The 14,661-nt window shown below is 52.6% G+C and carries 11 protein-coding genes and 1 pseudogene; 1 reads left to right on the top strand and 11 read right to left on the bottom strand.

Annotated elements, in window-relative coordinates; all coding sequences use genetic code 11:
- Nucleotides 1–99 precede the first annotated feature (99 nt).
- The 11 genes and pseudogenes from ACX93W_RS08510 to ACX93W_RS08560 form a co-directional block, all read right to left on the bottom strand.
- Nucleotides 100–870: a response regulator transcription factor gene (locus tag ACX93W_RS08510; protein WP_459391862.1), complete on the bottom strand. Its 771-nt coding sequence runs from the start codon at nucleotides 868–870 to the stop codon at nucleotides 100–102.
- A complete protein-coding gene (locus ACX93W_RS08515) occupies nucleotides 863–2,662 on the bottom strand; it encodes a sensor histidine kinase (RefSeq protein ID WP_459391863.1) in 1,800 nt (599 codons plus the stop codon). Before ACX93W_RS08515 ends, ACX93W_RS08510 begins: the two co-directional genes overlap by 8 nt.
- A gap of 160 nt (nucleotides 2,663–2,822) precedes the next feature.
- Nucleotides 2,823–3,692 carry a carbohydrate ABC transporter permease gene (locus ACX93W_RS08520; RefSeq protein ID WP_459391864.1) on the bottom strand — a complete coding sequence of 290 codons (870 nt, stop codon included), beginning with the start codon at nucleotides 3,690–3,692 and terminating at the stop codon, nucleotides 2,823–2,825.
- 20 nt (nucleotides 3,693–3,712) lie between these two features.
- Nucleotides 3,713–4,603 (bottom strand): carbohydrate ABC transporter permease, encoded by an 891-nt coding sequence (locus ACX93W_RS08525; protein ID WP_459391865.1) that lies wholly within the window; start codon nucleotides 4,601–4,603, stop codon nucleotides 3,713–3,715.
- Nucleotides 4,604–5,609: 1,006 nt separating this feature from the next.
- Nucleotides 5,610–6,320: an SMI1/KNR4 family protein gene (locus ACX93W_RS08530; protein WP_459391866.1), complete on the bottom strand. Its 711-nt coding sequence runs from the start codon at nucleotides 6,318–6,320 to the stop codon at nucleotides 5,610–5,612.
- A 76-nt stretch (nucleotides 6,321–6,396) separates the two neighbouring features.
- Nucleotides 6,397–7,050 (bottom strand): annotated as a pseudogene (locus ACX93W_RS08535) (DUF2625 family protein).
- 37 nt (nucleotides 7,051–7,087) lie between these two features.
- Nucleotides 7,088–7,435: a hypothetical protein gene (locus ACX93W_RS08540; RefSeq protein WP_459391867.1), complete on the bottom strand. Its 348-nt coding sequence runs from the start codon at nucleotides 7,433–7,435 to the stop codon at nucleotides 7,088–7,090.
- Nucleotides 7,436–7,511: 76 nt separating this feature from the next.
- The gene (locus ACX93W_RS08545) at nucleotides 7,512–8,075 is read right to left on the bottom strand and encodes an NUDIX domain-containing protein (RefSeq protein WP_459391868.1); all 564 of its coding nucleotides are present in this window, start codon (nucleotides 8,073–8,075) and stop codon (nucleotides 7,512–7,514) included.
- Between the two features lie 106 nt (nucleotides 8,076–8,181).
- Nucleotides 8,182–9,231 carry a diacylglycerol kinase catalytic domain-containing protein gene (locus tag ACX93W_RS08550; protein ID WP_459391869.1) on the bottom strand — a complete coding sequence of 350 codons (1,050 nt, stop codon included), beginning with the start codon at nucleotides 9,229–9,231 and terminating at the stop codon, nucleotides 8,182–8,184.
- A 17-nt stretch (nucleotides 9,232–9,248) separates the two neighbouring features.
- Nucleotides 9,249–10,280, bottom strand: a complete 1,032-nt coding sequence (locus tag ACX93W_RS08555) for an SPFH domain-containing protein (protein WP_459391870.1) — start codon at nucleotides 10,278–10,280, stop codon at nucleotides 9,249–9,251.
- A 160-nt stretch (nucleotides 10,281–10,440) separates the two neighbouring features.
- On the bottom strand, nucleotides 10,441–13,431 hold the full coding sequence (locus ACX93W_RS08560) for a family 78 glycoside hydrolase catalytic domain (RefSeq protein WP_459391871.1): 2,991 nt from the start codon (nucleotides 13,429–13,431) through the stop codon (nucleotides 10,441–10,443).
- Nucleotides 13,432–13,587: 156 nt separating this feature from the next.
- Here ACX93W_RS08560 and ACX93W_RS08565 point away from each other — a divergent pair, with 156 nt between their 5' ends.
- Entirely contained in the window at nucleotides 13,588–14,658 is a 1,071-nt protein-coding gene (locus ACX93W_RS08565; RefSeq protein ID WP_459391872.1) for a helix-turn-helix domain-containing protein, read from the top strand.
- Nucleotides 14,659–14,661 lie beyond the last annotated feature (3 nt).

Here is a 14,661-nt window from a genome sequence, read left to right on the forward strand (position 1 = left end):
GCTTGTAACTATCGTACCACCAGGCCATCCGCCCTCCCATGAACGCTTTTGTGTTGTAATGGGACATTTTTGGGGGATTGGGTCATCAGGGAGCCAGACTTATGATTTTCGGAAATCGCTTGGCGTTTTGCCCGTCCACCGCTTGAATACCTTAATAAAGTAGTTGTCATTAGCAAAGCCGCAGCGCTGTGAGATGGCTGAAACCGATAACGTTGTTCCCAGCAGCTCCCGCACCGCCGCCTCCACCCTGACTTTTTGCGTGAAATTGGTAATGGTATGCCCGGTTTTTTTCTTAAAAATATTGCTGACATAGGTCTGCTCCATGTTGACGAGCTTAGCCAAGCCTCCAAGCGACAGCTCCTCGCCGTAATGCTGCGAAATATGGGCCACAAGCCGATCCACCTGGGGATGATCCGTCAGCCGTTCTCCGACAATGGGCGCGCCAAGCGATTCCGCTCCCTCGATTCCGTTAAGCCTCCGCCACTTGTCCCGCTGCTCCAGCTCGACTCTCGCTTTATCCAGCAAGGAAGCCAGACGTTCGGGCCTCAGCGACAGCTTGAGCACATAACCGATCGCTCCATGCTCCAGCGCCTGCTGGGCATATTGAAACTCCGACATGCAGGTCAACATAATAAACGGACAGCTCCAGCCGCGTTCCCGGCTTCTGCGCAGCAGCTCCACGCCGTCCATGGCCGGCATGACGATATCCGTGATGACCAAATCCGGCTGCTCCCGCTCCATGGCCGCATAGGCTTCTTCTCCGTTTGCAAATTCGCCTTTTACCGCAAAGCCGTATTTTTCCCACATCACCATATGTTTCAGCATATCCATTGCATAGGGTTCGTCCTCTACCAGATAGACGCTATACATGAGTTTTCTCCTCCTTTTGATACGGCTCCGAAATAAGAAGGGGCAATACGATTTTTACCGTTGTGCCGGAATTGCTTTGCGGCTCCTCCAATTCCAGAGACGCAACTCCCCTGTACAGAAGCTCCAGCCGTTCGCGGATATTGGCAAGCCCGATGCCCTTGCGTTTCCGTGCGACGGAAGGCGAATCCTTCCTGGCGCCCTCCACGCCTTGCCCGTTGTCAGTGACCAGCAGCAGAAGCTGTTTTCCGCTCCGCTGGATAGAGATTGTAATGGTTTCATTCCGCTTTGGCACCGCAAAACCATGGATGATCGCATTTTCAACAAGAGGCTGAAGGGTAAACTTGGGCACCAGCGTATAATACAGCGATTCGTCATATTGAATGTCCAGCTTAAAGCGGTTGCTGAAGCGGGTATTCTGGATATGCATATAGGCTTCCGTAAAGCTGAGCTCCTGTCCCAGCGGCACCAGATCCACTTCCGTATTCAGGCTGGTTTCCAGCAGCAAGCCCAGCGAGACGCAAATATCGAACGTAATTTCGTCCTTATTCCGGAGCGCCTGGCTTTTGATCATATTTAACGTATTCAGCAGAAAATGGGGGTCCATCTGGGAGACGAGTATTTGAAATCGGCTGGACTCCTTTTGCCTCTCCTCTACCTTAAGCCGGTATATAAGGTTTTGAATATCGGCGATCATGACATTAAAGCTGTTGACCAGCTGCAAAATTTCCCCGCTATAGGCATCCGTGGGCAGCGTTACCTTAAGCTCGTTATCCGCCGCCTTCGTCATTACTTTGCGCAGCCTGTGCAGCGGCTTCGTAATTGCGGAAGCGATCAGCAGCGTTGCGGCGATAAATACGGCCGTCAGCAATATAACGCCTATAAACACATTCTGCTTAATGCTATTGGTTTCCGCAAAAACCTGCTGGAGCGATATTTTTTTGACCAGCATCCAGTCCAGGGAAGACAGATAGCTGCCCAAATAGAGGGCTTGCTCCTGATTGCTTACATAATGAACCGTTTTGTCGGGATGCGCTTTCAATTCCGCCGTTAGCCGCCGGATCAACTCTTCCGGCATATTCGCCTCTTTGGCGCTGCGGAACACGATTCCTCCATCCGCTCTTGCGACCAAATAGCTGCCTTGCCGGTCTCCGCCGCGCGCCCACCCCGCCAGCCAACGCTGATGGTCTATGCTGATGCGGACCGAACCAAACGGCTCCCTCTGCTCGTTAAGCAGTATGGAATCAATCGTTAACATTGTATCGCCGGGAACAATGTCCTTGGCGATATAAGTTGGAGCCTCTTGCCAGCGGTAAGTGGCGCCGCCGCCAGTATGTTCGAGAATTTCCCCATAAAGCCTGCCCCCGTCCACCACCTGGCGCGGCGTATAATTGAAGAAAGCATTGCCCGCCGTGTCGGTGACCGTAAAATATACCGAAGGAGTGGAGAGAAAAAACGAATTGGCGAGCGAATCCAAATTGCGGATGATTTCCCTTCGCGCGGCATGATAGGACCCCCCGCTTTCGCCGCTCAAATATTGCTCAAACGCGGGGTTTTGGTTAATGAGAATGAGGGAACGGGTCATCAGCCCCGTCAAATCCAGCAAATCGCTGCGGAAGCCCTCCACCTCCCGAGAGTTTTGCGTAATCTGGTTTTGCTTCAGTACCTGCTCGATTTGGTTAAAGCCGATCAGGCAAAGTCCGGAGAACGGAATCAGCACCAGCAGCACGTAAGCGGCAACCATACGATTTTTCAGACTGCCGGGCCACCATTTTTTCCGCGTGTTCCTCCACATGTCCAACATCCGTCCCCCTGTCCGCGCTTGCAATATTGCCCAGTATATCAAACGGCGTTCTCGCCGAAAAGAGGGCAAAAACCCTCTCCCGGAAAGCGGCAAGCAGGCCGCCCGCAACGGGAGGCCTGCCTTTTGCGGGCACAGCTTCGCCCGCCTTCTTCTATCCTTTGACAGCGCCGTTAGCAATGCCTTCAATAATAAAGCGCTGGCCAAGCAAAAATACAATAATCATGGGAATCATTGCAGCCGTCGCAGCGGCCATCATCCCGTTGTAATCCACGGAGTTTTCCAGCACGAAATTTTGCAGGCCAAGCGGAACCGTGTACAAACCTTTGTCCACCAGAAAGATAAGAGCATTTTCGTAATCGTTCCAGTGCCAGGAGAAGTCCAGTATCGTTAAGGTGGCAAGCGGCCCTTTGGCAAGCGGCAGAATGACGTGCCAGAAAATTTTGGGATGGCCCGCTCCGTCGATAAACGCCGCTTCGCTTATTTCATGCGGAACGGTCATAAAAAACTGTCTCAGCAAAAACACGCCAAAGATGGTGAACATGCCGGGAAGAATCAGCGCAAGATGGGTGTTGTAGATGCCCATCCAGTCAAACAGCACAAACTTGGGCACAAACAAAATTTGCGGCGGCACCATCATCATGGACAGGTAGACAAAAAACATGGCGTCGCGTCCGCGAAATTTCACCCTGGAGAAGCCGTACGCCGCCAGAGCGGCAAATGCGACCGCGCCTGCGGTAGAAATAATGGATACTTTTAGCGAGTTTACGTAATAGGAAACGAAATTGCCAGGTCCCGTCCATACCTTCTCATGATGCTTCCACAGGATTTCGTCGGGAATCCATTGGATCGGAAAACGGAACACCTCGAGCGGCGTTTTGAAGGATGTCGAAATCATCCAGGCGAACGGGAGCAGCATGATCAGGCCAAAAGCCGTCATGATTAACGTGAGCAGCCATTTGCGCAAAGCAGGGCCCCGTTTCCCCCTTCTTCCGGTCTGGCCGGCAGCAGTTATTGTGTTCATCGCAACCTCCTGTATAGGACCTAATAATGGACCCAGCGTTTTTGGCCGATCCAATTCAGCAGCATAACCAGCATAACGATAGCGAACAGCATCCACGAAATCGCCGAAGCGTATCCCATCTCGTAATAGCGGAATGCGGTTTTGTAAATGTAAATGGACAACACGCTTGTGCTTTCACCCGGTCCTCCGCCTGTTGTCGCCTGGATGATGCCGAAGGTTTTGATCGCGGATATAAACCCGGTAATCAGCAGCAGGAAGGTTGTGGGCGATACCAGCGGAACGGTTACATACCGGATGGTATGCCAGAGCCTGGCTCCGTCAATGCGCGAAGCCTCCAGCAGCTCCTTGGGCACATCCTGCAAACCCGCCAAATAAATGATCATGTTGTAGCCAACCATGATCCAGATATGAATAATGGCGACGGCAAAAATCGCGGTATCCGTCTGGGCCATCCAGCCCGGAGGGTTGCTGATGCCGATTAGCCGCAGCGTCGCGTTGATGGGTCCTTGGCCGGGATGGAACAGCAGCATCCAGACAAACGCGATAGCAACGCCGTTCATAATGTAGGGCAAAAAATACAAGGTCCGGAGCAGCTTGCTCCAATACACGCTTTGGTTCAGCACAAAGGCGATGGGGAATGACAGCAAAATGGAGACCGGAACGGTCATCAGAAAAATAAACGTTTTGCCGACAGCGTTATGGAACGAAGCATCCTCCATCAGCCTTTTGAAATTGTCCAATCCCGTAAACTGAAGCCCCCCCTTGTCCATAAACGAATAGTCGGTAAACATCATGACAAAGGACATAATCGCTGGCACCAGATAAAACAGGCCAATCCCGATCATGCTTGGGGCGACAAATAAATAACCGATGGGATGATTGCCCGAAAACCCCGTTTTCAATCGGCTCATACCGTTATTCTCCTCCTTCTCCTGCCCGGCTCTCCCCGCTGTCCGCCGCTCTGCAATGTCTTGGCGGCAATCATCGTGGAGGCCTTATCTCTGAGCAAACTAGGGCGTGTCTGAAAACTCCGCAGGGAGCAGAAATTGCCGAATTCCCGTTCCCTGGAGGGGCGAAAAGGCGGTGATAGATGCCCTTGAGCGAGTTTTCATTCACACCCCAAGTGTAGCAAACGCCCCGGCAGCCCGTAATGAACGCTATTGTGCTGTCATAGCACTGTATTGGGCGAACGCAAAAAAGGCCCCCTGCGGGAGCCTTCATCTCACAAGGGACTGTTCGAAAAGTCAAGTGGACGTAATAAATATTCAGCACAGAGGACCGGACAGGAAATGGTGTTTTGAGGGCGAGCTTTATTGTCCGCTTTTTTCGGCTTAACCTTATCATCAGTGCTAGATTTTACGGAGCAGGAGTGTCAAACGCGGAAGACGATAACCTCTTCTCAAAAATGGACATCGACAGTGACAGCTACCTTGGTCCCTCTAGCAGTCACCGATGACCGTTAGAGCCCCAAATGAATACATTGGCTTCAGCTAACGGTCACGCGTGTCCTTTAGACGCTCAAAAGTCACGTTTTTGGGGTGAATGTAAGCTTATATGGTCATACATGACCTTTAAAATTGGAGATTGCATCAAAACAAAGCTTTAATGGCCATGGATGTCCGTTGCGTGGGGCTAGCTTCCGGTCCTTGCACTCCACAAAGATGTCGCGAACCGTTTACAAGCCGAATTTCGCAATGGGAGGCCTCTTGTCCCGCAGTGTTTGATCTCAATCGCATTCAAGTACTAATTTCTGTTTTGAGCCCTTTTTTTCACTTAAAAAAGGATTAAAATAAAGCGGACAATAATGTTTGAAACTTCCAAGACACCCTTTTACGGGAGGGACCGGTTTTGCTGAATATTTATTCACCGCAACAGGCTTTTCGGACAGCCCCGTTTCTATTATTCCATTTTTGCATTTCAGCCATTGGTGGAGAGACAAGCTTTAAAACCTTCCAACGGATGAACATTGTCCGGGAATTGCAAATAAATCTCGCCGGATTCATCATCGCCTTCCATTCGGTAACGGCCTGCTTCTAATTGCTGCAGCACAAAAATAAGCAAATGTCTAAGAGTTGGGGCGAGCACCATTTTGACCTCTTCATCACGGCCGAAATTAATCATTTGCCCCGCCTCACCCTTGGCATCCGGATCAAGATCGATGCCTATGTAATTTCCGCTGAAATCCGAAGCGAGCGGGATCCAGCCTGGATTGCGATGCTTCAACCGGATCGCGTTTGCGGGAATCGACTCGCACTCGCTATCAAATTCAGCTCCGTCATGGCTTTGAAGCTCCTTCCAGATAGCCGCGCTATCCTCGATCGACAACAGGCTCATACCCATAAAAACGCCCTCGAACAGGGAAGCATGTCCGTTGGCTTGGCGATAAAGTTCCCCAAGTTCATCCGGAAGGGACTTTCCGGTCACCGCTTCAACCTCGCGGGCAAAAGCATTATAGGCTTCCGGAGAGACAGGCGGCGCAAAGAGCGACGGTTCAACAACGGGAGCCAGAGCTTTCGTCAGAGAGCTCCATAATGCCGAAACCGAATGCTCGCTGGAATAGTCTACCTTGATCGGGTTTCCCTCTACATAATATTCCGGGTCGTCTTCATCCTCGAATATTTTTATCATGGCAATCCTCCTTGCGGAATGACCTTATAGCCGCTCCCGACTCCCATTATAAAACAAATATTCCATTATCGCATTATCATTTCGACACGATATCCCAGGCTTCCGCGACGGAAATTGGCGATTTGTCGCTAATGTCGCCCCCTCCTTCTTTTGCCCAAAGCGGCGGATAATAAGCAAAGACTTGTCCGCTACGAAGCTTAGCCACGTCCTCCCGCCAGCTTTCCCAGCGGAAGGTTGCATAGAACTGTTCCAAATCGCCATACGCCAGTCAGTTGATGAAGGCGGAATAGGCAAGCTCGGTATCTTCCCACTCTAGCGTATCCGGCGCAAAATAGTAAATATGGCCGCTGCCGCCAAACTTCCCCGTATCCATGGCAAAAAATCCGCCTGCCGCGTCGTAGGCGACTACAAGCAAACCTGGAATATGTTCAATATGTTCCATCCCGCCATGTTCATCCATGCCGTTCCAGGATAACAAGCTACCTTGAATGCCTTCGCCGCCTGAGCCCAGCAGGGAAACCCAGCTGGAGTCTACCAGAATGCCTCCTGTTTCATAGATCACAGCGCCCAAATAAGATGCCGTGCTTACGCCGAGACGGCGCAATGCGGAGTCTGCTTCATTACGCCGGGCCGGGACGCAGACGCAGGCATTGCTGCCTCCGTCAAGCAGGCTTTTTAATTCATCCCATGCATGATTATCCTCGCTGATCCATTCATTATTCCGTTCCATCCCGCTTGCTTACATTCCTCTCTTTATTGATGCCCTATCATTGACGCTCTACCTGAAGCAGCAGCACCTCTTTCGTTTCGAAGGTCCCTGCCAGCTGCTCCTGCGCGATGACATTTAATTTGAGAAGACCGGCGATTTTCCCTGCATCCGGCTTGGAAAGCAGCCTCCATAGTTCAAGATCGGGCAAGGCGGCAAACAGCTTTTCGCCATCGTATTCCTTGCGCTCCTGCACCACGATTTTGGCCCGGTATCCCGCCTGCGACGTTTCAAGCACATCCTGCTCGCGCAGTTGGTCCAAAATGTGGACGCGCAGCTCGGCAAGCTGCTCCTCCAGCTCTTTTTGCTTCTGCTTCAGTCTGTAATATTGCCTGATTGGCTGATCCATTCGGCATCACGCTCCTCTTTTACGGAAGTGTATGCCGAAAGCGCGTCCATTAGATCAGTTAGATCAGTCAGATCAGTTAGATCGGCGAAATCTCGGCCTCGCGTATCCGTTCCCCGGAGCTGCGCCATTCATGAGCAAAAAGATAAAGCTCGGCTAGATCATGGCGGCCTTGCGACCTGAACAGACGCACAGCTTCGCTGATCTCCATCAGCTCCACTCTGGCCACGGCCTCCCCGTCTTGTGGGTTGGACGGCGGTGCAACCAGCGTAACTTCGCCTGTTCCAATCAGACGCACAAAACGGGGATGAGGGATGTGGGGACGATAAGGATACTCAGCCGTGGAATGGCAGGCGAAATGGCCGACAAGAGAAAACGTCTCCAGTTCCGCGCCGATCTCTTCCATCAGTTCCCTCTCAAGACCGTCCATGTAAAGCTCGCCGGGTTCAAGCGTCCCCCCGATCAGCTCCCATCGGCCGTCCTCCAATTGCATCATGACATATTTATCGCCAACCGTCGGTACCAGACTGATATTGCTCACCATGCTTTCATCCCCGCATGCCCCTGCCGCAAAGCGCGACTCCACGGGCTCCCAAAATATAGGGGCGGCTAAAGTCGGGTATTTTGTCTTGTCAATGGACATGAGTTCTCTCCTTCGCCTGCATTCAAAAATATCCCTATGATTGTAGCATGATTGGCCGTCAATTCGCACCCGCCATTCAGCATGTTCAGCGATACCGCGCACCGGATCAAATAATCAAATTTCCATGCTTCTCCGCCAGCCCGATTGTAGCCCGCAAACCGGAATTAAACGCCAGATAATCACTTTCTACGCCGTCGCTGAAAATAACCCCGTCCTCCGGCATTTGCGACTCCACCCGCAACGGGCATCCGTCATAAATTCGCCCGAATACAAGCGAAGCGCCGGTCGAACGGCTGGGAAAGGGTTCTCGTACTGAAAAATAGAGATGGCCCGCATCCCAGCCAAACTTCTCCATCCGACGCTCGCCCCGGGAAAAGGCTGCCGAGCCGTCCCCCTCGCAATAACCCCCAGCCGCCCGGCTGATGCCTTCCGCTCCCGCCAGCACGCTTTTGAACCAGCCCGTTGCCCCCATGCCCGTGGAAACGATGATACCGCTGGAGGATTGCTGCTCCCCCTCATCGCCCACTTGGAGCCGGTATCTCGCGGATACATGCGTTCTTCTTCCGATAAACAAATCATTGACCGCATACAGCGTCTGCCCGTCGTTCAACGTCGCTTTTGCCAGGGCTACCCTCTTGGTCCCGCGCTGCCCGCGCAAAACCTCGGGCATGATCTTCCGCAGGTCACCTACCGCAAATGGAAGCAGCACTCCGTCCCAACGGCCGGGATCGGGGTTAACCCCGATAAGCGGCTGTTCCTGCAAATATTTGAGCGTATTCGCCACCAGGCCGTCCTGCCCCAAAGCCACCACGGTATCGTGCTTGCCAAAAATATAGTTCGGCACATGTTCTCTGTCAACGACCTGCAGTCTCCCTAACGATTCCAGTTCGGCAATACTTTGCCGAAGAGCCAATTGGTACGTGTCGTGCTCATTCGAATAATCGTCGAAATCCGCTCCCATCTGCCGGATGTAAAATTGCGCCTGCGATACCGTGTTATAGCGGACAATCAGCTCCTCCAGCCGTGTGCGTCTCTTGACCAGCACCAGCTTGAAGTCTCCGTTATCGGGCTTGCCTGCGCTGTCGGACGTTCCCCGCAATCCTTTCCCCGACCGCTGGGCATTTCCGTTTTCCCTTCCATACAGATGTCCCGGCATAACGCAGTCCTCCTTTATCAGCGAGCCCTTTTGCCGCCGTTTTCGTTCATCAAGCCTTGCAGCAAATCCGGCGTAATGGTAAGCTGGCCGATTTTGTCGGCTTTTTCCGCCAATTCCTGAAAAGCGATGGCAATCAGCTTGCCGGGTTCCATGCCAAGGTTGGCAAGCGACTGAAGCATGTGCGGCTCCATCCCTTGCATCGCTTTGACAACCGCCGACATTTCGTACGCTTTGGCGTCCGCCTCGGCCTTCTTATTGGCGACAGTAAGTTCGATCAGCGCCCCTTTTTCCTTTTCCAGCAGCGTATCGAACTGAAGCTGTTCCTCTTGCATCTCATTTCGCTTTTTCATAACCAGGCGTTCGGAATCCAGCTGCGTTTCGCGAATTTGCTTTTTCTTCATTTCGATCGCGATCTCCGTGCCCAGCTCGTTTTCCTTGATTTTTCGCTCCTGCTGAATGGATGCGTTGCGGCGCTCGTACAGGGCATCGTCGGCTCCTCGGAGTATCGCCTCGCGGGCTTCAGCCTCCAGCGCCCGCAATGTTTCCTTGCTGGGCAAGATGGCAAGGATGGACGCGCCTAGCACTTCGATGCCGAGCCTGCTAAGCTCTTCGTTGGCCTGAAGACCTCCCCTGATGCCGTCCGCCAGACGCTCGCCCGCTTGCAGCGCCCCCCTTAACGGCAATTGCGACAGCTCTTTTTTGACCAAAACTTTAGCGGCGTTCATTACCCTGTGCGACAGCTTGCCGGGATCATCCGACAAGTAATTTTTTTTGTTCAAATGATAGGTGTAGTCCAGATGTTGGGACGTTTTATGGTAATCCGCGATGCGGTAAGTCAATTGCCCCTGCAAAGTGACCGTCTGGTAATCGGCGGTCATTTCCTCGAACATAAAGGGAGCATCGATCGAGGATACGGGAAGAACCATGACGGAAGTGACCGGAGCATAATACAGGAAAGACAATCCGATTCCTTCCTGCACGACCTTGCCGTTTCTGACCTTCATCACATATTCGCTTGGCTGAAACTTTACAAATCGAATGCCGAACATAAGCATTGCCTCGCTTTCATAATGGAATGGAGTAGATAATATCTTTTTGTTATTATCATAATGATATTATCTAATTGAATATATGTCAATATCCTTTATACCCATTATGGTCAAGGCAATTACGCCCGGCGTGTTCAGCCGCCGTGAATGAAATGCGCCGTTAACCTATTTGTTTGACCCTCGAAATTTCGATTTTGCAGGATGCCGGAACAGCGATATCCAGTTCCACGCCTTCGGGTGCGGTAATCGAAATTTCGTTTAGCGCTCCGTCAGCCGCTTTCCATTCGACATCAATCTTTCCACCGCCCGGAATCGGCACGGAGCCTTTGGCCCAATCCAGGTCTCCGGCTTGAGGATTGATTGCGACTTTCGACCAGCCCGGGGCCGCCGGGGCGACGCCAAGCACATAAGCTCCCAGAAAATAGCCGGGAGCTGCCGACCAGGCATGGCAGTGGCTGCGGGTCAAGTCGTTTTCATTGGCGCGGTTCATGGTGGTATGTCCGTACATTTCCCAGCAGGTAGTGGCGCCGTTGTCGATCATAAAGCCGTAGTTCTCCCTCATATCGTCCAGCATATGACGAATGCGCCCGTGCTTCATAAGAACCTCGTAATAGAAAAACGACATAAACGGGCTGCCGATCGGAACAAAACCTTCGGGAACATCGGCAAGATACGAGACAAGCATTCCTTCCCTTTCCATCTTCGCAACACCGGTCAGCAGCGCTACCACCTGAGTTTGCATGCTAAAGCTGTTCGATCGCTTGCCGTCGCTATGAATGCAGTCCAAATATGCTTTCCGTTCCTGGCTCCATAACGATCTGTTGATGGCTTCTTCCAACTTGCCGGCTTCCACCAGACACCAGTCATCAACTGCCGCTCCGGCCAAGCGCGCCATATCCGCCGTCTGACGCAACGCATGGACAAGCATCATGTTCTGATGCGTCACGACGCCGCTGTTCGGTTGATCGATCGGCGCCCAGTCAAGCAGATTCCATCCGTTTATTTCCAGCAACCCATCGCTGTTGATATGCTGAACATAGTGGCGCAACGTAAAAAGAATATGGGGCAGCATTTCGGCCGCGAATTCGGCGTCTCCGGTATGCTCTGCGTATTCCGCGCAAGCCGCAACCCAGAAAAACGTCCAGTTCGGAATAACGCTGCGCCAGCCGCTCGGCACCTGATCGCCATAAAGCGGCGTCTGAAACGCAGAGCCCGGCACCAGCCGGAGACATCGTTTCACGATGTCCGTGCCGCCGAACAAATAATAGTTGACCAATGCTTCATTGCGGCTGTCGCCCACCCAGAATACTTGCTCGTAAGCGGGACAATCCACGAAGGTGTCTTCCATGCATAACCTCGTGGTATGCCGGGAAATTTCCCATATCGCATTAAGCCTGGCATCGGAGCAATGGAATTGCCCCACTTCCGGAGCCGGATAGTTGCTCTGCATCACCCCGACATGATGGAGCAGCACCGGCTTTTTCGCTCCACGTACGGTTACGATCAAATAACGGAAGCCTCTTCGTACCGGAGAGGAATAGCGCTGCCTTCCGTTCCGTGCAATGTACCGCACGGTGTTGTCCAGACCGAATGTATGCTGCACATAGTCGCCTTTTCTGTATTCAACGCCGTACCAATCAATAACGACCCCCTCTTCCGCTTCTACTTCAAATTGGAGATACCCGCTCCATTCCTTGCCGAAATCCAGCATGAACTCCGTATCTCCATCCTCAAAAACCGGCACGATGCCGGGATCGCGCGAAGATACAGCCGCCTGCTGCAGACCAGTCGGAACTGCATAGGAATCGGATAATCGCTTGGCTACCTGCGGCATAAACGCATCGTCACCGTTGGCCAAAAGACGCGGCACCGCATGCACAGAATAGCCCAATTCCTTGAATGACTGCAGGCTGCCGGCCCCCGCAAAGGCTTCCGCAAACAAGAAAGCCTCCTTCCTCCACCGCTTGTACTGCTTCCCGCCGTCTTCAAAATCCACCATTGTATAAGCATACGCGGGACCGATGGCAACAAACGGAGAATCGTCTTCTTGATGGTGAATCCAGCGAATCGGAGCATCGCCCATAGCGCGGATATCCGAACTCCCGGTTAACGGATTAAACCATTCAATCTCCTTGTCGCAATCAACGGCAATACGCTGCATGACGCCGTGATCGGGACCAAAAGCGGTGTAGAGAAGAAGATGGTCTCCGGCCGGCAGGGCGATTCGATAACGCATAAGCGGAGGTTCATGCTCCAATTCCGTTTCCGAAACAAGCTTGTCGCCTATCCTTAACAGCCCGCCAACCTCCCCGGCAATGCCTAAGCCGCTTGCTTGCAGCATGATGCTTACGATGCCGTCTTCTTTCAGCCTCAGCATAGTGCCGAAGGCTCCCGCAAAACAAATCACGTTGGCATTTTCCTCGCCCTGCGGCTTCATAAGAGTGTAATTATCCAGGAATGCCGTCAATGGGTAAGGCTGAACCCGATTCAGATTCAATACGCTAACAGGCTGTACAAGCTCCTCCGTCAAATAAGGAATGTCGCGCGGCTGCAGGTTGGTCCAAGGCTCCATGCCTGCTTCTCCGATGACAAAAGAACGATCCCAGCTGCTTTCGTCAAATTTCGTCTCCATCCAGTCTTCCTGATGGAGCCTTCCATCAATCCGCTCGGCAAAGCCTTGCTGGCAGGACATGCGGGATACCGCGGGATCTTGGCCGCTGTGAAGTGACGTTGTCCAATGATTTCCCGTCGCCGCAATGACAGTTTGCTCCCCTCCTGAAACGGCGTCGAGTTGGGCCAGCAAACCTCCCCTGCCTCTCAAATAATAAAAGTTGGATATGCCATAATGGATAACTTGAACCGCAATCGTGTTCGGCTCGCCTCTTCGGAGCAAATGGCCAACCGAATAGGAATCATAAAACAAATCAGTTGGAAAATAACGCACAGGCCCTCTTCCGACCCATTTTCCATTCACAAAAACTTCGTAACGGGAATCCGCCGCAATGCGCAGCGTAGCTTCCTCCCCGCTTGAATATTCAGCCGGGCATACGAATGACCCGCGAAACCATCTCCATTCGTTGCGGGGACTTTCTTCCGCCCCTCCCCATATCCATTTCGCTTCCCATTCCTGCCCATCAATACCTGTCTTCATCTTCATCCGCTCCTTTTTATGAATAAGCCATTTCATAATGACACCGTTTACGTACTTATTGTAGAATGGATGTAGCGCAATCGATAGGCTAAAACAGGTCTTCGTTGCCCCAAAAACGGACATTCAAATTCAATGCCAAGGCGGTGCAGACCGGTCATGTCGATCGTTCGAACAATCGAGCATTATGAGGAACAAACCTTTTTCGGCAGACATCCCGACATTTATGTGGCCGAGGCTGAAGAAAGCTTATGGCTAATGGAGCATGACCATGAATTCGTGGAGCTGGTGCTTGTGGCGGAAGGAAGAGGTACCCATTATTTGAACGGAGAGCCTGTTCTGGCGGAGGCGGGCGATCTGTTCGCCATCCCTGTCGGAACCCGGCATATTTTCCGGCCGCCATCGAAATCCGCTGAGCCGGGAAACTTAAAGGTTTGGAATTTGCTGCTGACAAAAGCTTGCCTGAACCGAATGGCAGCAGCTCTGGAGAGCGGCGGCGAAGCAAGCTTCCTGCTCCGGCTGACGGGAAAGCGCAACGACGACTGTGCGAACAGCCCGTCGCAGGAACGCAACGGCAATGACGAAGGCGCTATCGGGCTATGGGGAAATGACAGTGGCGACTGCACGAACAGCCCGCCAAAGGACAGCGGGTGGCTTTACATGAAGGACCGGACCAGCGAATTGAGGCAACGGTTCCGCCGCTTGTCCGCTTTGTACGCCCAATATCCCGGCGCTTCGGATTCCTTGGCGATATGGAGCGAGGCGCTTGGGCTTTTGTCGGCTGTGTATCGGGAAACAAACATGGAGGTTTTGCATGGGGAAAACTCGACTGACCCGTTGAACGGAGAGGAAAAATCCGGAGAAGGGGCACAGCCAAGCGAAGGCCCGCAATTGAACTGCCGACCTCTCAGGCGGCCGTTGGCAAATGCGCTGGCCTACATAAGGGCGAACTATGCAAAGCGCATTACGATAGCGGATGCCGCAGCCGCAGCCGGAATGGGTGAACGCCAGCTTCGCCGCTTGTTTGCCGATTGGGACGGGCGAAGCTTCCGCGACTGCCTGGAAGAAACAAGAGTAGCTGCCTGCTGCCGCCTGCTGGCGGAAACAGAGCTTCCCATTATGGAGTTATCCCAACACGTCGGGTATGAGCAATGGAAATCGTTAAGCCGCGTTTTCCTAAAAAGAAAGGGGATTTCCATGAGCGAATACAGGCGGACTCGGCAAGCCTAGCAA

This window comes from Paenibacillus sp. CAU 1782 (assembly GCF_054551715.1).

Bases quoted from the DNA above. Each gene is read 5' to 3' on its own strand.
- ACX93W_RS08525 (WP_459391865.1), bottom strand. From the start codon at position 4,603: ATGAGCCGATTGAAAACGGGGTTTTCGGGCAATCATCCCATCGGTTAT.
- ACX93W_RS08555 (WP_459391870.1), bottom strand. From the start codon at position 10,280: ATGTTCGGCATTCGATTTGTAAAGTTTCAGCCAAGCGAATATGTGATG.
- ACX93W_RS08565 (WP_459391872.1), top strand. From the start codon at position 13,588: ATGTCGATCGTTCGAACAATCGAGCATTATGAGGAACAAACCTTTTTC.
- ACX93W_RS08515 (WP_459391863.1), bottom strand. From the start codon at position 2,662: ATGTGGAGGAACACGCGGAAAAAATGGTGGCCCGGCAGTCTGAAAAAT.
- ACX93W_RS08545 (WP_459391868.1), bottom strand. From the start codon at position 8,075: ATGTCCATTGACAAGACAAAATACCCGACTTTAGCCGCCCCTATATTT.
- ACX93W_RS08550 (WP_459391869.1), bottom strand. From the start codon at position 9,231: ATGCCGGGACATCTGTATGGAAGGGAAAACGGAAATGCCCAGCGGTCG.
- ACX93W_RS08510 (WP_459391862.1), bottom strand. From the start codon at position 870: ATGTATAGCGTCTATCTGGTAGAGGACGAACCCTATGCAATGGATATG.
- ACX93W_RS08530 (WP_459391866.1), bottom strand. From the start codon at position 6,320: ATGATAAAAATATTCGAGGATGAAGACGACCCGGAATATTATGTAGAG.
- ACX93W_RS08540 (WP_459391867.1), bottom strand. From the start codon at position 7,435: ATGGATCAGCCAATCAGGCAATATTACAGACTGAAGCAGAAGCAAAAA.
- ACX93W_RS08520 (WP_459391864.1), bottom strand. From the start codon at position 3,692: ATGAACACAATAACTGCTGCCGGCCAGACCGGAAGAAGGGGGAAACGG.
- ACX93W_RS08560 (WP_459391871.1), bottom strand. From the start codon at position 13,431: ATGAAGACAGGTATTGATGGGCAGGAATGGGAAGCGAAATGGATATGG.